The 24,780-nt window shown below is 29.1% G+C and carries 15 protein-coding genes; 7 read left to right on the top strand and 8 right to left on the bottom strand.

Annotated features, from left to right (window positions below):
• Positions 1 to 519 precede the first annotated feature (519 nt).
• A complete protein-coding gene (locus Ctaglu_RS02710) occupies positions 520 to 1,227 on the top strand; it encodes a tetratricopeptide repeat protein (RefSeq protein WP_185732578.1) in 708 nt (235 codons plus the stop codon).
• Between the two features lie 53 nt (positions 1,228 to 1,280).
• Here Ctaglu_RS02710 and Ctaglu_RS02705 read toward each other — a convergent pair whose 3' ends face one another.
• Entirely contained in the window at positions 1,281 to 4,532 is a 3,252-nt protein-coding gene (locus tag Ctaglu_RS02705; protein ID WP_124997804.1) for a DEAD/DEAH box helicase, read from the bottom strand.
• A 202-nt stretch (positions 4,533 to 4,734) separates the two neighbouring features.
• Here Ctaglu_RS02705 and Ctaglu_RS02700 point away from each other — a divergent pair, with 202 nt between their 5' ends.
• The 4 genes from Ctaglu_RS02700 to Ctaglu_RS02685 are packed head-to-tail and all read left to right on the top strand — an operon-like array spanning position 4,735 to position 8,644.
• Positions 4,735 to 5,511: a GDSL-type esterase/lipase family protein gene (locus tag Ctaglu_RS02700; protein WP_124997802.1), complete on the top strand. Its 777-nt coding sequence runs from the start codon at positions 4,735 to 4,737 to the stop codon at positions 5,509 to 5,511.
• A gap of 25 nt (positions 5,512 to 5,536) precedes the next feature.
• Positions 5,537 to 6,022, top strand: a complete 486-nt coding sequence (locus tag Ctaglu_RS02695; protein WP_185732577.1) for a DUF4358 domain-containing protein — start codon at positions 5,537 to 5,539, stop codon at positions 6,020 to 6,022.
• Positions 6,023 to 6,051: 29 nt separating this feature from the next.
• The gene (locus tag Ctaglu_RS02690; RefSeq protein WP_124997798.1) at positions 6,052 to 7,458 is read left to right on the top strand and encodes an MBOAT family O-acyltransferase; all 1,407 of its coding nucleotides are present in this window, start codon (positions 6,052 to 6,054) and stop codon (positions 7,456 to 7,458) included.
• A 22-nt stretch (positions 7,459 to 7,480) separates the two neighbouring features.
• Entirely contained in the window at positions 7,481 to 8,644 is a 1,164-nt protein-coding gene (locus Ctaglu_RS02685) for a DHHW family protein (RefSeq protein ID WP_124997795.1), read from the top strand.
• A gap of 67 nt (positions 8,645 to 8,711) precedes the next feature.
• Here Ctaglu_RS02685 and Ctaglu_RS02680 read toward each other — a convergent pair whose 3' ends face one another.
• The 7 genes from Ctaglu_RS02680 to Ctaglu_RS02650 form a co-directional block, all read right to left on the bottom strand.
• A complete protein-coding gene (locus Ctaglu_RS02680) occupies positions 8,712 to 14,153 on the bottom strand; it encodes a diguanylate cyclase (protein ID WP_185732576.1) in 5,442 nt (1,813 codons plus the stop codon).
• Positions 14,154 to 14,407: 254 nt separating this feature from the next.
• On the bottom strand, positions 14,408 to 17,470 hold the full coding sequence (locus Ctaglu_RS02675) for an insulinase family protein (RefSeq protein ID WP_185732575.1): 3,063 nt from the start codon (positions 17,468 to 17,470) through the stop codon (positions 14,408 to 14,410).
• Positions 17,471 to 17,982: 512 nt separating this feature from the next.
• Positions 17,983 to 18,861: a GNAT family N-acetyltransferase gene (locus Ctaglu_RS02670; RefSeq protein ID WP_124997788.1), complete on the bottom strand. Its 879-nt coding sequence runs from the start codon at positions 18,859 to 18,861 to the stop codon at positions 17,983 to 17,985.
• A 16-nt stretch (positions 18,862 to 18,877) separates the two neighbouring features.
• Positions 18,878 to 19,468: a GNAT family N-acetyltransferase gene (locus Ctaglu_RS02665; RefSeq protein WP_124997786.1), complete on the bottom strand. Its 591-nt coding sequence runs from the start codon at positions 19,466 to 19,468 to the stop codon at positions 18,878 to 18,880.
• Positions 19,469 to 19,681: 213 nt separating this feature from the next.
• A complete protein-coding gene (locus tag Ctaglu_RS02660) occupies positions 19,682 to 20,308 on the bottom strand; it encodes an HD domain-containing protein (RefSeq protein ID WP_124997784.1) in 627 nt (208 codons plus the stop codon).
• A gap of 164 nt (positions 20,309 to 20,472) precedes the next feature.
• Entirely contained in the window at positions 20,473 to 22,485 is a 2,013-nt protein-coding gene (locus tag Ctaglu_RS02655; protein WP_185732574.1) for a methyl-accepting chemotaxis protein, read from the bottom strand.
• 256 nt (positions 22,486 to 22,741) lie between these two features.
• On the bottom strand, positions 22,742 to 23,686 hold the full coding sequence (locus tag Ctaglu_RS02650; RefSeq protein WP_124997780.1) for a VgrG-related protein: 945 nt from the start codon (positions 23,684 to 23,686) through the stop codon (positions 22,742 to 22,744).
• 356 nt (positions 23,687 to 24,042) lie between these two features.
• On the opposite strand from Ctaglu_RS02650, the gene Ctaglu_RS02645 reads away from it, so the two are divergent.
• Both Ctaglu_RS02645 and Ctaglu_RS02640 read left to right on the top strand, forming a co-directional pair.
• A complete protein-coding gene (locus Ctaglu_RS02645) occupies positions 24,043 to 24,336 on the top strand; it encodes a helix-turn-helix domain-containing protein (RefSeq protein WP_307720459.1) in 294 nt (97 codons plus the stop codon).
• 153 nt (positions 24,337 to 24,489) lie between these two features.
• Positions 24,490 to 24,723, top strand: a complete 234-nt coding sequence (locus Ctaglu_RS02640; protein ID WP_124997778.1) for a Spo0E family sporulation regulatory protein-aspartic acid phosphatase — start codon at positions 24,490 to 24,492, stop codon at positions 24,721 to 24,723.
• The last annotated feature ends 57 nt before the right edge of the window (positions 24,724 to 24,780 follow it).

The raw sequence follows: 24,780 nt of genomic DNA, 5'->3' as shown, positions 1-24,780 counted from the left end.
CGTATAAATAATCGTATTCTTAATGATTATAGAATTCATTCTTTACGAATACATGGTAAAAAACGTTATTCATTTATGACTATGATTGCTGGAATTAATATTCATCTAGATGCAAGGCTTAAAGTTTTAGGTTTTAGCATTTTAAATTTATTAGAGTAGCTGTTTGACAATTGAATGCTTTTTTCTAAAAATTCCTGCATCGTGTAGGCTTGTTTGCTATGCCTATTTTTATTCCTAACTGCTCTCTGAACATAAAATTTATAGCCTTATAATGAACTCTATACAAAATCAAGTTTTACATGTTACTTTCCGTGACTACTCTAAACTTATTCCTTTTCTTATTTTGTTCAAATCTATGTAATTGTTAGAAATATTATAAAACACATTCATATAAATAACAAGTCTGAACCTTATATATATATAATCAAAAAAAATTTTATTCCATATGGATTTCATGTATACTGTTTTATTTTGTGTCAATAATTGTAATATATGAAGATACATGAAAGGAATAGGTTAATGAAAAATAATATTAATTTAAACAATAATGATACTCTAGCTCGCGAATATATAGAAAGAGGCAAAGGGCTTTTTAATGATGGCGAAATTGAAAAAGCCTTTAAAGACTTTGATAAAGCCATTTTTTTAAATAATGATTATGCACAGGCCTATCTTGTGAAAGGTCAAGCTCATATTGATATGTATGAAGCCTGCGAAGCAGAAAAATGCATAAAAAAGTACCTAAAACTAGTTCCTGGTGATGCAAAAGGTTATTGGAAGTTAATTGACATACATGATTTAACTGGTGACTTTGATAAATGCGTTTACTATTGTGAAAAGCTTCTTGAAAAGGATGCTTCAAATATAAATATATATTTTAAAAAAGCAGAGTTCTTAGCTCTTCTTAATGATTTTAGAGAGGCTTTAGAATGTTTTGAAACTTGCTTAAACCTGTGTCCTGATTTTTATGAGGCACTATGTGGTAAAGCTAATATGCTACTAACACTTCGCAATAAAAAAGAAGCTCTTGAAATATATAATGAAGCAATTGAAATTAATATAAGTAAAAGTGCTGCCTACTTTGGAAAGTCTGAAGTATATATGGCTATGGGAAATAACATAATGGCCTTACGATTTGCAGAAATAGCCTATGAAATAGACCCTGATAATGAATGGTATAAATGTCATTATACTGTATTAAAAAACATGACTATAGATGTTAAATAGCAAAATGCTCCCACTTGTAAAATGGGAGCATTTTATAAATGCATTATGCATTATTATTCCTTCATTTCAAACAATCCAAATATCTCTTCCTCGCTTAAGGTTGAAAAGCCTTCACCGCTTCCCATTTCATCTCCCATAAGAGAGGATATAAGCTTTTTCTTCTCCTCTTGAAGTGACAAAATCTTTTCCTCTATGGTGCCCTTAGCTATAATTTTTACAACTTCCACCACATGCTTTTGACCTATTCTATGAGCTCTATCTGTTGCCTGCTCTTCCACTGCTGGGTTCCACCAAGGATCAAAGTGAACTACTACATCTGCTGAAGTTAAATTCAGACCTGTGCCACCAGCTTTTAAGCTTATTAAAAATACAGAGTTTACGCCAGCATTAAAAGATTTCACCAAATTCATTCTTTTCTCTGAAGGAACTGATCCATCCAAGTAACTAAAGGATATTTTCTCAGATGTAAGTCTCTTTTGTATATTTTTAAGGACAGAAGTAAATTGAGAAAAAACAAGGACCCTGTGCCCCTCCTCTATGCTCTTATGAAGAAGTTCCACTAGTGCTTCTATCTTTGCGCTACCACCATTATAATCATTCATGAGCACTGTAGGATCTAGGCATAATTGTCTTAGCTTTGTTATATAAGAAAGTATCTCTATTTTACTGCTTTTAAACTCGTCACTCTTTACTTTATTTTCAATAATCTCCATAGCATGATTTGCATAGGTTTTATAAACTTTCTTTTGCTCCTCCTCAAAGCTCACTATTAGTGCTTTTTCTATTTTATCAGGTAATTCCTTTAAAACATCTTTTTTTCTCCGCCTTAGAATAAAAGGTTTTATAAGCCTATTTAAATCCTCTAATATTTCAGGACTTTCCTTAAGTTTTTTATGATATCTTACACTAAATCTCTTTTCATCATATAGGTATCCTGGCATTATAAAATCGAATATAGACCATAAATCCATAAGAGAATTTTCTATTGGTGTACCAGACAGAGCAAACCTTGTCCTTGCCACTATCTCTTTCACGGCTATTGCGTTTTGAGAATTTGGATTTTTTATGTTTTGTGCTTCATCTAATATGCAATAGTCAAACTCTAATAGCTTATAATTTTCGGAGTCTCTCTTCAATAGATTATAAGTAGTTATAATAACATCATACTCTTCTATATTACTTATTATTTGCTGCCTCTCTTCCTTTGACCCATTAGCTGCAGTTACTTTTAACCTAGGTGCAAACTTTTCAAACTCACTTATCCAGTTATATATTAAGGAAGTAGGTGCTACAATTAAAGTCTTACTTCCCTCACTGGCTAATATAAAAGTAATAGCTTGAATGGTTTTACCAAGACCCATTTCATCCCCTAAAATTCCACCAAACCCTAAATAATCTAAAGTTTTAAACCAATTGTATCCTACTTTTTGATACTCTCGCAATTTACCCTTTAAATCCATGGGCTCTTTAAAATTCAATTTTTCTACATTCTTAAGCTTATCCTTTATTTCTTTTAACTCTTTTTTTCCTTTTATATATCTAATTTTATTTTCCTCTAAATAACTATCTAGAAAAACGCCCTTACTTTTTGATATTTCAATATGATTATTTTCGATATCAGCCGGGGTCATAACATCTAAAAGCTTTAAGAATTTATTAAGCTCCAGTTCCTCCAGATCAAGGTACTCACCACTTTTTAGCTTGTAGTATTTAAGGTTATTTCTAAAGGCCCTTAATATATTTATACTTTCTTCTGGCTTAATATCTCCTATTTTGAAATCCATTTCAAAATAATTATATTTTCCACTTTTAATATCTCCACTAATCCCGGACTTCCCTAAAGATTTTATCCCTTTAAAGTTTTCAGAGTAATAAACGTCTCCTATTTCTTGAAGTTTTTCCACATCACTTTTAAAGAATTTGAATATATAGTCCTCGCCTTTTGTGAAATAAAACTTATTCTTTATTTCTTGAAATCCAAAGGCTTTTAAAATTGAAGTAGTCTGAGCTTCTTTTTTTGAATCTCTATATATTATTTTCTCACTGCAATCCTCAAAAATATTAAACTCAAAAGTTCCGTACTTAACCTTTAATGTTAAGGTTACATCTTTTCCTTCTTGATTAAAGTAGAAATTAAACCCACACTTACTCATCACTACCTTGTCTTTGATGGACTTAGATAGTGTAACATGAGGTGACAAAAAATTAAGATCTGGAACAAGTCGTCTTAATATATTCTCCTCCTCCATGCTTGTCATAGTTACCACCCTGGCCTCATTAAAAACTTGGAGGTAAGGATTTATCTTATAACAAAACTCATAATCTGGAAGATATATATTGCTTCCATACAAAAAAACATCGTTTTTAGAACCTAAAGCCACAGGCATTCCGTTCAAAGATTTAAGCACATAATTGTCTTTAATTAGCTTCAAATCAAAATCTAGGGCCGGTGCTTCATATAAAATCTCTGTGTCTACAGGCCTTGAAAAAAAGCCTTCATTTAAATAAACCCTATGCTTAGTTATAATTTCAAAAAATTCCCGCGTTAAAAATTTAGGAATATTTATGTTTTTCCCATCTATATAACGATCTTCACTTCTGTGAGTAGTCCTTTGGGAGGACTCCATACTCTTTAACATTTCAATAAAATCCACAAGCCTTTTATCTTTTGTGCTCAATCTTTGATCCGACCTATTAAAAGTGAAATTTTTACTATAGTTTATAGGAATGTTATTATCATAGGCTAATAAAAAGTGATTGATATCCTTTAAAATGTAAAGATTATTAGATGTCATAGAGTTTAATCCTATTTTAAACTCTGCTTTAAGGCTGCTAGTCCACTGGTTCTTATTTATGTAAACCTCTATTTTAGTTTCGTCCTTATGTTTTTCATCCCCTAAAAGCATAGCTAATACATTGCTATTATTTTTAAATATAGGAAGGCACACCACATCCTCTTCTTTTAAAAGCGGATGACTGGCTAAATCCTCCACTGCACTATAAAAGGTAGCCACTAAATGCTTACAACAATAATTTTCTTTTTTAAACTCATTATTTTCAAAATCAGAGCAACTACAGGAGGTAGTAAAAATACTTTTTCTCTCTGTATCCATCTCAATTTTCGTGTGATATTCATTAAAAAGCTTCTCTGAAATTACATTGCCTTCTATGCATATTAATTTATCTTCATTTGTAATATCAACAGAAGAAACCAAATCATTATTAAGAACCCTTTGCCCGCCTGCATGATTTTTACCACTAGTTCCTTCATTAAATATTTGTAATACCATATCTTCTTTTAACATATTTTCTCCCTAGTTCTTTAAAATTTCTAATCCTTTTATTATATCACAAATAAGAAATATTAAAACCTTGCATATAAAATTTATTAACTCTTAGAAAATTAACTATTTTGTAATCATTATGTTTCGAAAATAGTATATTCTATGAATAGGCTAAAAAAATATTATGAATATTTTATAGAATAATGTTATACGAGGTAATAATATGACAAATAATAGAACGAAAAAAAGATTAAAAATCCTGCCTAAATTAATTCTTTTAACTGTATTAATATTATGTTATTTTTCAGTAAAATCTTATTTAAAGTATACGAAGGGAAAGGAACTAATAGAAAAGAATTATATTGTTTTGCAAAAATTGGAGCAGGTAAATACTGCTGATGTTGAGAACAAAATAATCCAAAATCATAAATTAAACCATGAAAAGAAGGATATTAATTTAACAAAAGCAAGCAATAAGATTTACTTTGAAAAATCTGTTTTTATGGGAGATTCTATAACTGAAGCCTTAGACTTTTATAATATAGTAAATAAATCTTCTGTTTTAGCTAAAAAAGGACTAAATGTTATAACTGCAAAGGAGGAATTAAGTAAATTATCCAGCATCAATCCCGAAAGAATATTTATACTTTATGGTATGAACGACTTAAGTTTGTTTGAAAACCCCGATGATTTTAAAAATAACTATATTAAACTTATACAAGATATAAATCAAACAGTTCCTAATGCTGAAATATACCTTCAATCTTTAACGCCTGTACAAGCTAAAGTTCAGAATAAAGATAAAAATTTTTCACAAAGTAGAATAGATAAGTTTGTGGAAAAGGTAATTGAAGTTTCTAAGGAAGAAAATGTGCACTACATAGATATACGCTCTGTCCCTGGTGATATAACAGATATATACGAACCAGATGGTATGCATTTTACTATGAAATTTTATGGATTATGGTTAGATTATTTAAGAAGTCAATTAGAGAATTAATATGAATTATATAAGGATGATAAATATGAAGATACAAATAAGAATACCAAATAAAATATGGGTTTTATGTTTACTTCCTTTTATGGGAGCAATTTTTCAAGGTTGCGCTCTCATCCAAACCAAAAATCCTGAAATACCTGAGATAATAGCTTGTATTCAAAAGGTTTCAGATTTATCACCAATGGAAAAAGGTAATAAAACTAAGCTTAGAAAGCTTTATTCCATAAGCACTACAGGATTAGAGGATTTTGCATTGTATGCGCCAAAGAGCAATATGGAAGCAAACGAAATACTTATATTAAAGGTTAAAAATCAAGATGATATAGATGATTTACTAGAAAGCATTGAAAGCAGAATTGAGAAACAATCCAGCAGCTTTAAAGATTATAGTCCAGATCAATACGAGCTTTTGGAAAATCATAATTTAGAGGTTAAAGGAAAATATATAATATTAAATGTATCAAAAGATGTAGATAAAATAACAACCGCCGTTAATGAAAGTTTCAAATAAAATGGCGACATGAATCGGAGTGGCTATAATTGGTTTTTAGTAGTTTAATATTTATTTTTATATTTTTACCACTTACTCTTACAGTATATTATTTTTCCCCAAAGAAAATAAGAAATTTTACTCTTTTAGTTGCAAGCCTTATATTTTATGGCTGGGGAGAGCCCGTATACATAAGCCTTATGGTTTTTAGTATAATATTTGATTATATAAGTACTTTGCTCATAAATAAACATAGAAAACGTAAGAGGCTTTCAAAGCTAATATTTATAAATACCTTGGTTGTTAATTTAGGGATATTAGCTTTTTTTAAATATTTTAGTTTCCTCGTAGATAATATGAATGCATTATTTGGATTAGATATAATTGTCCAAAAGCTTCCTTTACCAGTCGGAATATCATTTTATACATTCCAGATTATATCCTATGTAGTAGATGTGTATTTAAATAAAGTAAAGGTTCAAAAGAACATTATAGATTTCGGGGCATATGTAACTATGTTTCCACAGCTAGTTGCAGGCCCAATAGTTCAATACAGTGATATATTCATCCAATTAAAAAATAGAAAAGAAAACATTAATCAATTTTCAGAAGGTATAGAGAGATTTATACTAGGTCTTGGAAAAAAGGTATTGATTGCTAACAACATAGGAATGGTTTGGACAATTATAAAATCCATGGAAGTTTCAAGTGTATCAGTTATATCCTCTTGGCTTGGAATCATAGCCTTTACACTTCAAATCTATTTTGATTTTAGTGGATATTCTGATATGGCAATAGGGCTTGGAAAAATGTTTGGTTTTGAATTTATTGAAAACTTTAACTATCCCTACATATCAAGAAGTGTGACTGAATTTTGGAGAAGATGGCACATATCTCTGGGAAGTTGGTTTAGAGAATACCTTTATATTCCTTTAGGTGGTAACAGGGTTCCATTAATAAAGCAGCTGCGAAACTTATTTATAGTATGGTTTGCAACGGGACTATGGCATGGTGCAAGTTGGAATTTTATATTTTGGGGTCTATATTTCGGATTTTTTATATTTTCCGAAAAAATCCTTCTAGGAAAGCTTTTAGAAAAACTTCCAAGGTGCATTTCAAATTTATATACCATGATAATTGTTATAGTAGGATGGGTATTTTTCGATATGAATAAATTAAGTGATGCACTAAGTTATATAAAAGTAATGTTTGGACTTAGCGGAAATGCCTTTAGCGATAATACAGCTATATATTATTTTTATACAAACTTCATTATATTTGCAGTAGCAGTACTTTGCGCAACCCCAGTTATGTACAATTTTGATAAAAAGATTAAAAGTCGCTTTAATGCAAGAGGTGCCATAGTAATGGCTTTCAATCGTATTTTTATACTATTTTTATCTACGGCATACCTTGTAAACCAAAGCTTTAATCCATTCTTATACTTTAGATTTTAGATAAGAAAAGGTGATAATAAATATGGAATTTAATTCTAACAGAAAAAAATATAATAGGATATATATAAAATCCCTTACTTTAATATTTTTATCATTTATATTTAGTGTAATGATATTAAATATTATAGTTCCAAGCAAAGATTTTTCCGAGGAGGAGAATAGAAAGCTTAAGAATAAGCCTAAATTTACGATAAATAATTTGTTACATAACAGATTTACTTCAAAGTATGAAAAGTACATCTCAGATCAATTTATACTTAGAAACTTTTGGATAAATGTAAAATCAAAAGCAGAGATACTTACTGGAAAAAAAGAAAATAATGATGTATATTTAGGAGATGATAGCTATTTAATAGATAAGTTCAATAAGCCATCCGAAGAGGATTTTGCTGAAAAACTAAAAGCTATAAATACTTTCAGTCATGACAACAAAGAATTATCTAAGTATATTATGTTAGTTCCGAACAAAGTAGAAGTTTTAAAAGATAAATTACCTGCCTTTGCTCCAGTAGAGAATCAACTACAGTATATAAATAAATTTTATTCTGGCTTAGATAAAGATATAAAATCAATAAATGTTTTTGATACATTAAATAAAAATAAGGACAAATACATATATTATAAAACTGACCACCATTGGACAACATACGGAGCATATTATGCATACTTAGAATTTTGCAAAAGTTCCGGAATAACACCAAAAGATATAAGTGATTATGATATTACTGAGGTTAATAACAAATTTTACGGAACACTTTACTCAAGAGCTGGAGTTAAAAATGTAGATAGTGACATAATTACTGTATATTTACCAAAAACTCACGAAGATATATTAGTAAATTACATTGATGAGAAAAAAAAGAGTGCCAGTTTATTTAATTCCAGCAGTTTAAATACCAAAGATAAGTACTCTGTATTTCTAGGTGGAAATCATCCTATTATAAAGACAAGCACTATGAACCTTAATAATAAGCATCTTTTAGTCATAAAGGATTCTTATGCCAACTGTTTTATACCCTTTTTAACTTCTCATTTTGGTGAAATAATAGTTGTTGATTTAAGATATTATTCAGATGATGTAAGTGCTCTAATAAAAGACTATAATATCACAGATGTTTTAATGCTTTATAATACAAATACATTTTTTGAAGATCAATCAATACTTAATATTAGTAACTATGAATAATGGAATCTTCTTAAATATTATAGATAAGATGTTTAAAAGCAATAGATTTCTACTGCTTTTAAACATCTTATAACATACCCACTAACAACTGACCCAAAGTATTTACAAAATTTAAATCTTCAAATTTAAATTCCTTAACTTTAATAGGAACAGTTAAATAAAGTATCCCACGGACAATTCCTGATTTAATTATAGGGACAGCTAAGACAGACTTCCAATTTGGCATTCCAGTTACTAAATCGTAATCTATTATAGCGTCCCAATCTATTATACATTTACCTTGCTTATCTTTAATTACAGAATCGATTATATCTCCACTATAGCCTTTAACTTCAATCCAACTTTCCTTAAAAATTTTTCTTCCAAATTTTTCAGTAATTTCATTTTTATTCACTATAAACAACATACCATTTTGTGCCTCAGTAGTTTCAATTATTCTTCCAAGTGCATTGAATATTTTGGTTTCAAAATCACAATCCTCCTTAATCATTTGGATTAACTCTACCATGGCTAGTACATTTCTTGAATCTTGAACTACATTTCCTGACACTATTCCTGATAGTTTATCACTACCCTTTACGATGCCGTGAAACTTATCTTCCCAGATTTGGCATCTATTTTTACCCTTGGCCTTAGCCACATATAGTGATTGATCAGCTTTTTCTACCAATTCTTTTTTCCACTTTCCATGTTTTGGGTAAGTAGCAATACCCACACTCACAGTTAACTCTCTTTTAGAACCTAGTATTTTCTTATTATCAATGTTTTGTCTTATTCTTTCAGCAACGATATTTGCGTCAGTGGTATCTGTACCAGGTAAAATAACAATAAATTCTTCTCCACCATATCGTCCACATACGTCTATCTTTCTAATTGAATCCATAACGATTTTACTAACATCTCTCAGTACTTGATCTCCAGTTTGATGACCAAACCTATCGTTGACACCTTTAAAATCATCCAAATCAAACATTATAATTGAGAACACTTCTAAAGATCCATTACCCTTTTCAACATTTTCAGATAGTGCTTCCTCGAGAAAGCGCCTTGTAAGTGTTCCTGTTAGCTTATCAATGGAAGAACTGATTTGGAGTAAATAATTTTCCATTATGAAACTTATAAATGAGGTTAAGTCGGAACATTTATTCAAGCTTTCCTTATTAAAATTATTCAGCACTCTGTCAGACTCCATATATAAATACCCCTTTATATTTTCCAATTTAAATGGTTCATTACCTCTTTCAGTGGCCATCTTTGAGTTTTCTGCATAACAATGCTTCTTTCTTAAAATTGGTATACACATTATCGCACTCATACCACTAGGAATAATTCTGAATTCTATATTTTTTGTGCTATTAAAACCATCACTAATTAATATAAAATTTTTACTTTCCCGTACTCTTTGTAAAATTAGGTTTATATCTGTAATATCATGATTCCCATCACTAGAAGCAACAACTGAGTATTCATTGTTATTCCCCTCAGAAATAATTAAACTCCTAGTAGATAGCACAATACTTGAAATAAGTTTTGTAATCACATCTAATATTTTCAATGGTTCCTCACACATATTAGTAATTATGTCATTTATATTATGAATCCCCTCTGGTAGAATGGAACTATATATTTTTTGAGCTGATTCAATAAAACTTTTATTACTTAAAATTTGGCTAAAAGCACTGTAATCGAAAAGAGCTGTTAAATCCCTATTGTTTGAAATAGTGATTCTACTCTCTTCCCAATTGCACACCTTGTTATATGCATGGGCCTTACTTACCCCTTTAATCATATTAAAAGGCTTCATCATATTAAAAGAATTAATATAATTAGTTCTTAACTGCTCTGGTAGTTGTAGCGTACAATCTTTAATTATCTCGCAGGCTTCAAAGTAATAGTTTACTGCATAAAAATAATCCACCTGCGAAAAATAGTAGTCTCCAATAGCACTACAGATTTTCCATTGAAAAAGTTTATTTTTAATTTTTTTAGATAAATCTAAGGCTAATATTAAACTATCTATTTTACCTTTGTCTTTACATATCAATCCTTCTAAATACAATTTTTTAATATTAACTATATCAACTAAACTATCAAGTTCACTAGCAGAATGGATTTTAAATAAATTAGTGGCTTCTTCCTGATATCCTTTTTCAAACAAAACTATACAAACCTCATATAGTCCATTAATTTTATTCGTATTATTCTTATATCCCTGGATTATTGCCTTTACATATTCAATTCTTTTCTTTAAGTCTTCTATTCCCTCAGTTTTATATATTTCTAAAACAAATAATAATAATTTACTATTACCATCTTGAGTTGTACCATCATTATTATATATTTCCAAGGCTTTTTTTATTAAATCATAAGCTGCTTTAATATCCCCTATTCCAAAATAAATTTCTGCTCCCATCTGATAATACAGCGAGATATCCTTACCTTGTATAGGATATTGTTCTAGCTCCTTTTGTGCTAGTAAATGATATTCATATGCTTCCTTATTATTGCCCATTTTTGAAGAAACGTAGGAAAGATAGTTGTAGGTATAAAATATGTTACCTTCTAATTCAATGTTTTTCGATTTTACCAGTATATCTTTAAAGTATTTTAGCGCAGCATCATAATCAAACTTATCACAGTAAATAGTTGCTAAATTAACTAAAGCAATTAACTCTGATTCTATAATACTATTTTCCTGCGAAATTACTATGATCTTATTATAATAGCTAATGGCTGTTTCACTATCTCCATAATGGTCTCCATAAATCACGCCTAGATTATTTAAGCAACGACACATGCCTTCCGGGTAATTTATTTCTTCAAAGTACGAAAGTCCCTTTCTATAGCACTCTAAGGCCTCAATTACTCTAGAAGTTTCTGAGTACATTATCCCAAGATTATTGTACATAAGCCCTTTGTATTTTATATAATCATTTCCACATTTTACTATACAACTAGTACATATTTCATAGACCTTTTGGTAATCCTGTTTTGCAGTATATACATTAACAAGATTTTTTTTATTTTCAAGGTAGCCTTCCATGTACTCAACATTTAGCAATAGTGATTCACATTTTTTTATATACTGCATTGCCTTTTCTACTTCATTTCTTCTTATACATGTATATGCAATTTTATTTGCACAATCAACTTGGATTTTTACTTCCACTAAATTCATTGAACATCTATAGGTTTTTTTATAAGTTTTTAGCGCAGCTGATAAATTTCCCATTTCTAAATAAATATCACCTATTTTAAGAATAATTTCCGCTTTTTTGTTTTGACTATCTTCATCCGATAAGAGGGATAATACTTTTTTATACTTAGAAATTGCTTCATCCATTATTCTAAGTGATTTCATTTTTTCTGCAAATTCAAGGCAATACTTCACAAGCCTTTCCTTATCATTAGCCTTTTCTAAATGATATATAAGTTCCTCTTTATATTCTCTCCCTTGAGTTTGATATAAATCTTCCAATACAGAAGCTGCAAACTGATGTCTCACTTTCCTCTGCTCTTCACTTAATCTATTATATATTAGATTTTTAAGCACTTTATTATAAAAATCAAATACAAAGCCCATATCCTCAATTTTTTTAATTAAAATCCCTTTAGAGCATAATTCATCAATATAAGCCTCTATTCTTTTTTTAGCAGTATTTAAAACCTTTTCAATCACTCCGATTGAAACAGCAGTATTAAAAATAGCTATAGCATTTAGAATTTCATAGCTATCTTTGTTAATTTGCTTAATTTGATTCAACAATGCTTGCTCCATTGTTGATGCAATGGGTAATTCATCAACAGTTTCAAAAGAAACACGCCATTTAGCATTATTTTTATTTATACAAAGGATTTTTTTAGCCATAAAATCTTTTAATGTTTCTTCTATAAATAGCGGATTTCCATAGGTTTTATCATAAACTTTTTCTCCAAAGTTAATCGGCACTTTAGGCATACTAAGTATTTGTTGAATCATAATAGCTGTTTCTTCATTGTTTAGATTCTTTAAATCAAGATTCAAGTTCCTAGACTTTTTATTTGATAATTGCTTAAGTTTATTATTTATAATAAATTCAGCATTGTTATATGATAAAATAATCATTATGTTTTGCTCATTGTTATTTTGTAAATTTATATACTCTAAAAGTTCTAATGAAAATTCATCTAAACAATGAGCATTATCAATGATAAATACGGTAGGTTTATTATTAGTAGACTCTTTAATAAAGCTATATACCCTACTAATTAACCTATATTTTTCTTTTTCCCCTACTAAATTTTCTGAAGCCACAATATTATTTTCCGCACCAAGTCCCGGAATGAATTTTATTAATTCACTTTGATACCTTTTTACTATTTCCTCATCACACAATGATATTATTTTCCTTAATATATCTACAAGAGCTTTATTACTTTTACTATGTGGATTTTCTATGGCAAAACTAGCATATACACTAGCTTTTTTCAAATAAAGCAAATGCTGGATTTCTTTTAATAGTCTCGTTTTACCAATTCCTTGTTCACCATGAACAAAAATAATTTTATTTAATGCATTAGGCACAATTAAATTGTAATAAGCACTTATTATTTCTTTAATTTCAGCATCTCTACCTACTATTTTAGTTTTAAAATTCAATTTTTCTATTTCACCAATTATATAAGCCACATATTTTTTATTAAAAATATAATTAATATCTTCAACAATTTTATTTATATTACTATATCGCTGCTCTAAATCTTGTTGCGTCATTTTTTTTACAATTATCATTAAATTACTATAAAAATCTGAGGCTTCAGTACTTTCATGGTACTTATCTTCAGCCTTATTCGCAAGTTTTAAAATGCTTTGATTTATATTTGAATTTTGATGTATGTCAATTTTACATAAGGCAAGTAACACTACTCCCAATGAATATATATCTGCAGCTATTGTTTTTTTATTATCTATACGATACTCAGGTGATTTAAAGTTGAGTTGTCCTATATTGTTATGATCATAGTTTTGATTTTGGGCTTCTATGGTTGGTAAATCTACAAAACTAACCTTATATTCATTGTTTTTATATGAAATCATTATATTATTAATATTTATTTCTCCATAAATAAAACCTCTAATATGCAGATAATTTAATGCACTGCATAGCTGCATAAATATTCCTAGAATTTCATTTTCATTTATATTAGTAATTAATTCATGCAGTTTCACCGTATCTTCTAGGTAATCATTTGTGTAAAAATATTCACTACTACTTACTTTTTTATTATCAATAGAATGAACCAGACCAAAGTCAAATACTTTACTTATATTTGCATGATTTATAGTTGATAGTGTTATAAATTCATTTACATAAAAATTTATCAAACTTTCTGATGCAAATTCAGAATTAATAATATTTAATTGTATTTTTTCATGATTATTTATCACATCAGAAACAAGGTAAGATGATTTAATCCTATCTTGCGTTAAATTTGTAATTATTCTATATCTGTTGTTTATTAAATTCATTAACCAACACATCCTTAATTGCAAATATACTATATATTTACATTATAACATATCATTGGTACATACTATAGTGGCATAATTAATTTCTCACTATATTCTCGCTTTAGTTTTACAGCTACTTTGCAGTGATTTAGTAATTAATGTAAAGAGTATTTTAAATCCCCCTAAAAATAAAAAAATCTAGTAATTCAACTAGATTTTTTTATTTATTTACTAACCCCAATTCAATTCTAATAATATTTGGGCAAGTATTCTTATTTAGAATTCTTAATGGGAACTATAATTCTATCAAATAAATCACTATTTGCATTTACTTTAGATTCGCTACCAACAACACAATACAAATTCTGTTTTATTACAACTTCTAATATATCCGCAAAGTTTTTTATGTCCTCCTGGGTGGTGGATAATGCTTCATCACGTAGCTTTTGAATATCCTCCTTAGTGGTGCCTGAAAAATACATATTGTCCCCTATTGCGCCTTTATCGTAAGGTCCCGTTAACCCATCCATACTTCCTATTGTTCCTATAATATAATTAGTCATTTCTTTTTCATCCGCTTTAAAGTTTCTTAAAAATTTTACAGCTTCATCGAAGGTATTTAAGGTTTCCTTTAAATTGGGATCACGATAAGAATAGAATAATACATCTTCCTTTGTAAAATTCATAGCTCCACCATAGGCACCACCTTTTACTCTAAGTTCCTTCCATAAATAATCACTATTTAAAATATTTTCAATAACCTTCATCTTTCCATTATATTTGTATCCTGCACTTTTAAGACTTCCAGCCTTAACCACATATTGTACTTGAGACGGAATTACAAAAGCCTCATTCTTTTTTGAAAAATCAAATTTGTATTCTTGCCTTGGAAATTTTTTATCCTCAATTTTTTTCCCGAAAGAATTAAGACTGTCAGTGAATTTAGCATAATTTTTTTCATCACCAGTATAACTTACCACTAATCCCTCTTTGTTAAATACAATATTCCGAACACTATTTAAATTTTTTACAGTTTTTTCAAATTTAGTATCAAAGTTATCATCTAAATCACAAATAAAATCATAGTAAGGTAAATAACCCAAGTCACTATACTTACCACTATCTGATAAATAAGATAATGTACGTTCCATTGCGAGGCTATTACCTCCATTCACAAACATAGATTCATAATTGGTTCTTACCATTTTAATTAAATCCTTCATTCGCTTCTTATCATCAAATTTACTATGATTCATTATTTCATCTAAAAGCTCGTATGCTTTTGGTAATGTACTATTCATGGCATTTACTGAAACAATCATTTTAGGAGCATATCCATTGGTACTCGTATCATTTTTAAATGCTGTTGAATTAAAACTAATTCCTCCAGTATCCTTCATCATTTTATTTGAAAGCTGCATAATATCATATTTTTCAGTGCTTACATTTCCTAAAACATTAGCAAGTAATTTCAAATATAATATTTGGTCTTGAGGCACCTTTGAACTATCAAAATATATATTAGAATAAATAATGCCATCAGTAAACATAGGATGACTTAATACTTTTATATTTCCCTCTAATTTTTCTATTGTTGGGATTTCTTCTGCTTTTGAATTCAAGTCCTTTCGAGAAAGCGTTGGTAACTTTGATGAATTCTCTTTTGAATCCTCTGCGTCCTGCCACTTTTTCAATTCCTGGGTGTCTTTTTTAATCTTAGCTAGCTCAATTTCTGATAGTGATGCTTTATACTCTGCAAGTTTATTTTTAAGGGATTGTTCTTTTTTTTCATTTAATCCATTAGAAGGTTTTAATACAACTAATGACTTATGTTTGTTGTCTAATAAATATTTTTGAATTAATTTTTCAAAATACCCCTGAGATATTTTAGATTTTATTAAATTAAGTGCTGGCGTTATCTCCAAATATTCCGTAGGACTCATATCATAGTTCCAGGAATTCATAGCATTAGCCATATAATTCATGCCTCTATTCGCATCTGAATTTTGGGTATGCAACCCAAATTCTACAGCAGTGAATACCGAATTTACTAATTCTTCATCAAAACCGTCTTTCACTATCTTTTTTAAAGTATCATCAATAATATTTTCAAATTTATATTTATCTGTTTCATTTGCATTACTTGCAAATATACTAAAGATTGGTTGCTGCGTTGATGGATTAAAACTCCCATAAACATTGGTTCCAATGCCACCATCTACTAATGCCTTCTTTAAAGGTGAAGCTTCAGCATTCAAAAGAATCCCTTGCAAAATCTGAAACCCTAAAACTTCTTCTACACCTTTTACCTTATTCATCATATAATTAGATGATAGGTAAGTCATATTTTTGATATCTGCATCTTTAGCTACTGGATATAGTTCTGTTTTTTCAACCTTTCTTTCAAAAGGCTTCTGTAATTTAATTACACTATCTACAGTTGTTTTTTTGAGTTTACTTAGATAATTATCATCCATAAATTTTAAAGTATTTTCAATATCTAATTTTCCATATAAATATATAGAACTATTTGATGGAACATAGTATTTTTTATAAGTTTCTATAAATTTATTGTATGTTAGATCAGGAATATTATCTGGGTTACCACCAGATTCATAACTATATGAATTATCAGTAAAAAGTGATCCATTAATAGCATTTGATAGTATTACCTGAGGCGACGAATAATTACCTTTCATTTCGTTGTATACTATTCCATTATAATTTAGCTCACCTGTTTTGCTATTAACTTCATAATGCCAACCTTCTTGTTTAAGTATTCTAGGATCTTTAGTTATATTTGGATAGAAAACTGCATCCAAATAGACACTCATCAAATTATTGAAATCCTTTTCATTCTTGCTTGCCACTGGATACATTGTAAAATCTGTGCCCGTAAGAGCATTTATATATGTATTCAATGATTGCTTAGCCATAGTTAAAAATGGATCTTTAACAGGATATTTCTCTGAGCCACATAAAACTGAGTGTTCAATAATGTGATTAACACCCGTATTATCATTCACTGGTGTACGGAAATTTATTGAGAACACCTTATTTTCATCCTCATTCTGCAAATAAATGAGCTTTGCTCCGCTTTTAACGTGCTTGAATATCATGGCAGTAGATTGTATATCCTCAATCCATTTTTTAGATTCTAGCTTAAATCCTGATGTGCTTTTGCCTATTTCTAAGCCTTGCTTAACACATATATCAGTTACGGATTTAACTTGTGCACCTCGTGCAACTTGTGCACCTCGTGCAACAGCACTGAAGCTATTAATCAATAATCCAGCTGTTAATAATATAGAAGTTATTTTCGTGAACTTTTTCATTTTGTTCCCCCCCTCTAATATAAAATTTTTCATAACACTATTATTTTTCTCTTATAACTAGTATGTTTTATTTTTAATATTCAATACATTAAATAGTATATATCCTATTTTAATACTAGCAAATAATTTTATACTTAATTTCCCTTAAATTCAAAATTATTTTTATGTTGGGCTATTGTAGTATAGTTCATTGTTTGGAATCTACCCCGTTGTGGAAATCAAAACCTTTACATGAATCTAAACAATCTGTTGTCATTATTGTACCCCCATAAGTGAAATTAATCCGTTAGCCAAAATTTCACCCCAAGATAAATAATCATGTCCACTATTAAAGTATTCAAAGTCTACAGCGTAGCCTTTTTTTATTAAATCATCTCTTAATTAAATTCACAGTATAAATCATCTCTGATTTATACTGTGAATTTTTAAGTTTGCATCTTAAAATAAAACCCATTGGTGTTTTAGCACACTAGTTTTTTACTCCATATTAAAAAACTATAATTGTATATGTTTTATGTTTGAGAGGTGATTGGAAATAACACTTCATTAAATGAAGTATTATTAGACCGTACAAACAACCAGTCATCTGGTCTCTCCTTTGAAATTTTAAGTATATTGTATTTATTGCTTTCAGGAATAAAATGAAATTCTATTTTATCATCATCTATGGTTACAATTTTTTCAATAATATTATCTAAATCAATATGTGTTAGGCTTAATACATCATATAAATGCACGCAGCTATCTTCTCTTGTCGCAATTACTATAGTATCTTCATCTGTTAGGTAGTACATATCATCGTTATGTACATACATACAGAAAATATGTATAGGCCATAGATCATTAAATACTCCAAGTTTTTTAGATATCGGTTGTCTATTTTCTATAATTCTTAATATAGTGTTACAGTCATTTTCATCATGTATTTTAAGTTTTCTTATCATACTTTCTTTTCTATTTATCTCATTTGCATCTAATTCATAGGCACCTTCAATGATTTGCTTAAATCCAAATTTTTGATAAAAGTTCAAAACACTATCATTGGCAAAAAGATAAATAATATCATATTCATTCTCATATTTTTCTATAATATGATTAATTAGTGCTGATGATAATCCTTTGTTTCTATGGTCAAGATGTGTCATTATACCCGATAGCTGTAATGCTGTTTTCTTTTGTCCGTCTACAAGTAAATCCATTTTATTTACAGATATACTTGCAACCACTTGATCTTCATATAGACAGGAGTAAAAATTACATCTATTATAGTAAAGATTTTTTTCATACCATTTCTCAGGATCAGATTCAAAAATTTCCATTGATAATTTGTTAAAGCTTGAACTATATCTTTCATTATCCATATAATCGCTTATTATTATATAATCCCTCACAATATGTCTCCTTTAATTACCTCTTGGTGTAATTAGTAAAATCTATCATTTTTAAATAATCTTCTTTTGTCAATCCAAATAGAATTTCATCACAATATCGTCCATTTGTATAAATATTTTCTTTGCAAAGCCCTTCCTGTTGACACCCTAGTTTTTTGTGCATGGCAACAGATCCTATATTTCCCTCCAAAAGACTCCCACAATATTTATTTAATCTTTTCTCCATGAAAGCATATTGAAGAAGTATTTTCATGGCAGCTGTTCCATATCCCTTACCTCTATAATCTCTATCAATTAACAAAGCAATTTCAAAGGTTCCATTTCTTTCATCATTATTATTAAAATTAATTCTACCAACAATAGTGCCTTCTAATGTTTCTATAGCAAAATAAGTTCTCCCAGTATTATTAGATAAGTTCGCAATTTTCTCCGAAAAATTTTTAGATTCTAAGACTGTTGGTGGAAATGGAACTTCACAGTCTCCTAATCTCATTGCAGAAGTATCAAAATTATTATAATAGTCCCATTCCCAATCTTCAGGACTCCAAGCTCTTAACCTTACTAAATCATTTTGCCAAAAATAATTTTCATATACTATTTCTCTCATAATAGTTGCCCCCTTTAAATCTATAAATCATATATTAGAAGTTTAACATCAAAATAATTTTATTCAAAGCCCATAAACGATACAGAATTAAAGTTAAGCATTATAATAAAAAATACTATAGTATCAAATATTTATTTGATACCATAGCATTGGCTTATTAACTAACCTATATTAATAAAATATAAGAATCTATGTTAAGTATATCTATATATATTACTTATTTTGAATCATGGTATTGAATCCAAAAGTCGTTTCAATGACACCATCTAAAACCTTATAAATTGACTTACCAATTTTTTTGCTAAAGTAGTCACTCAAACCCAATTGAGTTTTCCATTTTATTAAAGTCAAATCATTTATACCATATCTCATAACTACATCTAATAATCTTTTTTCCATCAAACATATACCCTCTGGCAACGCAATTGCATCACATAACTGAATAAGCTTATCATAATCATTATAAGTTGTACTTTTTATATAGTCCTTAATAAAAGTTAATTCAGCCTCAGTGCAATCAACTTTCCCGGCATACCCTCTAATATCTGGTAGTATAAATGAATGCGTCAGGGCTATGCGAGCAGCATCATCATAGCCTTTACCCATCAAGAAGTCATATCCACTTACAGAATGATGCATTTGCACACGCCCTTCGTATCTACCTATATCATGTAGTAATCCTAAGACATAGGCAATATCACCATCTAAATCAGTGCACTCCCTTGCAATTGATTTAGATGCTTTCGCTACATTATATGAATGTGCTATCCATTCTCCAGGATTCTTTTCCTCGGCATATTTGATAAATTCAGTTGCTTGTTTTAAAGTAGGTACTTTCATCTATAAACTCCTCTCAATCGTAAAATTAGTAGATATTTATACTTAAAACTATACCGTTACTATATATAATAACGTTAGGTCACACGCAAGCATAAGTTTAAATACAAAAGGTAAGCCCCACTTATGGAAGTGGATCACTTTGAAATATTATTGTTTTTACACCTCTATAACTTAAATTCTCCTACCATTAAATCAAGTATTTCTGAAACAACCTTTAATTGCTCTGATGCTTGTGCTACATTTTCCATTTCCATAGCTTGCTCTTGGACACTAGAACTAACCTGCTCTGTGGCACTAGCTGATTCTTCTGAACCAGCAGAAATATCTTGTACAGCTTCTAAAACTATATTTTTATTTTCATTTACTGTTTTAATATTATTGTTAAGTTCATTTATTTGTATTACGGTATCCTTAATAGATGACTTAATATAGGTAAATGCATTTTCTGCTCCCTGCATAGCTTTATTGGCTTCAATGTTTATGTTTGAAGCATTATCCATATTAGCTTTAGTATCCCTTATTTCATTTTGAATTTCTTCTACTAACCCACTTATTTCATTAGTTGAATTAGCTGTTTGCTCAGCTAATTTTCTAACTTCATCAGCTACTACTGAAAATCCTTTTCCACTTTCTCCAGCCCTTGCAGCTTCTATAGCTGCATTTAGTGCAAGTAAATTAGTCTGTTCTGCTATAGCTTGTATAGTATTTACAATTTTCCCAATAAAGCTTGATTTATTAGAAAGAAGATTTATATTGGTTTCCAGTTCACCTATGGCTTCATCACTTTCCTTAAACTTATACGCAAGTAATTCCATGGATTTTATGCCCTTACTATTTATATCATCTGTTTTATCCCAATATTCTTTAACTAAATTAGCACTGTGGACAGCATTATCAATTTCTAGTGCAAAACTTTCAAGTTTTTCAGTTGCAATCATTGCATTGCTAGCCTGTTGCGAAGTTCCCTCTGCCAAATTATCTACAGTTTGTGAAATTTCGTTTATGGTTTGAGTGCTTTTATTTGTAGCCTTTGATAGATTATTAGAAGCCTCAATAACTTCTCCCGAGCTCTCTTTAATGGCTGAACTTATTTGCCTTAGAGAGTTTCTTAGCTCTGTTACAGCTTTTGCCATGATGCCTATTTCATCCTTGTGCTTTAATAGTCTTTCATTTTTTTCATCATAGGCTAAATCAAGTTTTGTAGTTTTTTTAACAATCTCTGAAATATCAAGTATAGGGTCAGATAGTTTTTTAGCTGTTAAATATGCTAGCCCAAAAGATATTATCAATGAAATTAAAATTACAATTCCAAAAGATATTATTAACACTCTTAAAGGTTTTCTAAATTCACTAACAGGAATAGCAAATCCTATTTTCCATTTAGTTGATGGAATACTCGTAATAGCAAAATATTTATTTTCTCCATCGTAATCCTTGAAAGTATTAACTTCAGTAATTTTGTCATTTTTATTATTAACAATTTTGCTAAAGCTTCCATTCATAATTACACCTAAATTTTGAATTTTATTCTCAGTTGCTATAAACTCCTTATTACGATGAACAATAATATTATTTTCCCTATCTAAAAGAAAAGCATAACTATTATCAATAGGTTTTGCATTTCCAACTATATCTGCAAGATACGCTACACTTATATCTGATGCGGCTACTCCTACAACCTTTCCATCTTTTTTTATGCTTTTAGCAATAGTTATAACCATCTTCTTCGAGTCTTTATCAACATAGGGTGCGGTATATATTACCTTGTCGCTAGCTGAAGCTGCCTTGTACCAATCCGCTTGTGTACAATCGTAACCTACTTCAGGAACCCATTCACTAGCAGATAATACTGCTTTATTTTTATATCCTATATATACATCTATACTATTTTCTAAATTTACTGCTTGTCTAGTTTTTAAATAATTTATTATTTGTTTGTTGTTGTAATTACTATTAAATTCTATAGCACCTACCGTATCTGCCATCAATTTCCCTTGAAGTGCTAACCATCCATCAATTATACTTGAATACTTCTCACTAGTTACTATTAGATTCCTTGTAGCTTCCTTTAATATCAATTTATTAGAAATTAAATACCCTGTAAATGTAGAAAAGCAGAGTACACATACAACTATTAAACATATAAATGTGGTAATCCTAGTTTTAATACTTTTCATTTTATAAGCCTCCCTATATACTGTCAATTCAATCAAATACAAATCTGAAACATAATATGTATATATTAACATATTATATGATTATTCGGAATATAATTTTGCATTTTCTTATATTGGATACTTTCTTATTAATTTTAAAAAACCAGTAGAATATTTAATCTACTGGTTTTCTTAATCTTATAAACTTCGATTATATGATTTTTAGGTCATTAATGACATTTATTACTTAGACATTAGCTTACCTTTTGAAATGTTGCTAAACGGATTTTCCATTTAACATATTAAGCATATCTTGCTTTTCTTGCGTAAACCTATTGTATACACTTTGTCTTACCTGCGCCGAACTACTTCTAAAATAAACATCAACCTTTTTGCGTTCATTATACAAATCATTTATGATATTACCATCACTATTATTTAAATTCAATTTTGAGAACACAGATAAAGTTCCTCCTACACCATGCTGAACTACTGTAGAGAATAAACTTTCCTTTAATGCATCACTTTTTTTATTTATATCAAAACCATATTTTGACTTTAAAGCTTGTGCTGCTGCATTATAATAATCTCCTTTCACACAATTTTGCTGCAACTTTAAAAATTTATCTTTATCAGACAAAGCAATACTAATCCATGCAGTATCGAAGTTTTTACCATAGCTGTTACCATCCTTAGCTTTTGCTCCTGCTAATTTTAAATAAATTTTATTGTCTTTTTCACTCAATGAGTTTACAAAAGAATCTAAAGACCCTGTTTTAGAAGAAAACTGAAAGGCCCCATAAGACTTTCCACCATAATCTCCTGGTGTATTACTTATTGTCCCCGGATTACCATTAGATTCATATTTAGCAGATATATTACCTAAACCGCTGAATTTACTTTCTTCACCTTTGTTATCAGAATTTAATAATGACTGCGTGGCACCTCTCATAATTGAATTAAAATTACTCATAGTACCTAATGAATCATCTAAATTAAAAGAATCTTGCTTTGATAGTGCACTAGACATAACCTCTGCCATCATTGAATTACCAGAGCTACCCATTATTTGAATAAGCATTGTTTGAAAGGCTAATTCTTGCATTGCTTTTTCATCCTCAAAACTCTTTGTACTTTCATCAGAAATCTTATTATTATTTTTTATTTGCACTCCATATTGATTTAATAACGTATTATTAATTATATTTGTAGATAATGCCATGACTATCACCCATTTTTTATAAATTATTTCCCTACATTATCTATATCGTATATACTAAAAAAAACTTTACATACTTTATTTTTTTAAAATCAAATGTATTACATAAGCAAGAATTGAGTAAACTACAAGAATAAGAAAACAAAAATTACACATAACACAGTAAAATGGTCAATCTACTTTATTAAATTTGGGATTTATTTGCAAATATTACTGATGTAAAATAAAAATTGTAGGCAGTGGGCTTATTTATATATTGAAGGTTTTTATGTAGAATTGTATAGGGTTATTAATATATAAGGTTATAGAGGGTGGGTAATATGAATAATGAAATTAATTACGTAGAAATTGGAAACTGAATAAGGCTGGAACGAGAAAGATTTGATATGACCAGAGAAAAATTAGCAGAGCTCTTAAACCTTTCCCCCTATTTCTTGGGACAAATTGAAAGAGGGGAAAGAAAAATGAGTGTTAGTACATTGATAAACATTTCAGAATGTTTACACATTTCAATTGACTATTTGTTTTTTGAACAAGCGCACATAAATACTAATAATAATGTATTGCATTCATTAATTAATAAATGTTCAGAAAAGGAAGTCAATATAATTGAAAGTCTTATAAAGTTATTATTACCGCACCTTGCAAGGTAATAAGTATAAATAACCCTTTTTAAAGGCAAATACAGAGTATGCTAACTCTATTTATAGGCTGCTAGCATATTATGTATTTGCTTTTTTTAATATATAATAAATTATGGATAATATATATACTAATTTTTTAGTATATATATTAGGAGGCTGTTTATGGATGAAAACATAATGAGAATTTTAGCTGAAGATAAGCTTAAAACCTGTATCGATACATTGAGAGACGTTTTAAATGAAATGTGCGCTACCCTTGATGAACATGACATGAGTATAGAGAAATTAATTGTCAGCAGAAAGCTGGATATGCTTATAGTTGAATATATGGTACTTAAAAAAAATAAATCTACAGATGAAATAGAAGTTTTAACACATATGCCTTTTTCTATATAGTAATTATGCTTTTTTTGTCTTTTTCCTTATTAACTTTATATGATTTCAAAATAAATT

Origin of the sequence: Clostridium tagluense (assembly GCF_003865095.1) — a bacterium.
In the GTDB taxonomy this organism is placed as follows: domain Bacteria; phylum Bacillota; class Clostridia; order Clostridiales; family Clostridiaceae; genus Clostridium_AD; species Clostridium_AD tagluense.
Note: the sequence above shows the minus strand (reverse complement) of the source record. Positions and strands in the feature narration are given on the sequence as shown.

What these genes read in the sequence shown, in the direction of transcription:
- Ctaglu_RS02710 (WP_185732578.1), top strand. Translation starts at nt 520, where the DNA reads ATGAAAAATAATATTAATTTAAACAATAATGATACTCTAGCTCGCGAA.
- Ctaglu_RS02705 (WP_124997804.1), bottom strand. Translation starts at nt 4,532, where the DNA reads ATGTTAAAAGAAGATATGGTATTACAAATATTTAATGAAGGAACTAGT.
- Ctaglu_RS02700 (WP_124997802.1), top strand. Translation starts at nt 4,735, where the DNA reads ATGACAAATAATAGAACGAAAAAAAGATTAAAAATCCTGCCTAAATTA.
- Ctaglu_RS02695 (WP_185732577.1), top strand. Translation starts at nt 5,537, where the DNA reads ATGAAGATACAAATAAGAATACCAAATAAAATATGGGTTTTATGTTTA.
- Ctaglu_RS02685 (WP_124997795.1), top strand. Translation starts at nt 7,481, where the DNA reads ATGGAATTTAATTCTAACAGAAAAAAATATAATAGGATATATATAAAA.
- Ctaglu_RS02680 (WP_185732576.1), bottom strand. Translation starts at nt 14,153, where the DNA reads ATGAATTTAATAAACAACAGATATAGAATAATTACAAATTTAACGCAA.
- Ctaglu_RS02675 (WP_185732575.1), bottom strand. Translation starts at nt 17,470, where the DNA reads ATGAAAAAGTTCACGAAAATAACTTCTATATTATTAACAGCTGGATTA.
- Ctaglu_RS02665 (WP_124997786.1), bottom strand. Translation starts at nt 19,468, where the DNA reads ATGAGAGAAATAGTATATGAAAATTATTTTTGGCAAAATGATTTAGTA.
- Ctaglu_RS02660 (WP_124997784.1), bottom strand. Translation starts at nt 20,308, where the DNA reads ATGAAAGTACCTACTTTAAAACAAGCAACTGAATTTATCAAATATGCC.
- Ctaglu_RS02655 (WP_185732574.1), bottom strand. Translation starts at nt 22,485, where the DNA reads ATGAAAAGTATTAAAACTAGGATTACCACATTTATATGTTTAATAGTT.
- Ctaglu_RS02650 (WP_124997780.1), bottom strand. Translation starts at nt 23,686, where the DNA reads ATGGCATTATCTACAAATATAATTAATAATACGTTATTAAATCAATAT.
- Ctaglu_RS02640 (WP_124997778.1), top strand. Translation starts at nt 24,490, where the DNA reads ATGGATGAAAACATAATGAGAATTTTAGCTGAAGATAAGCTTAAAACC.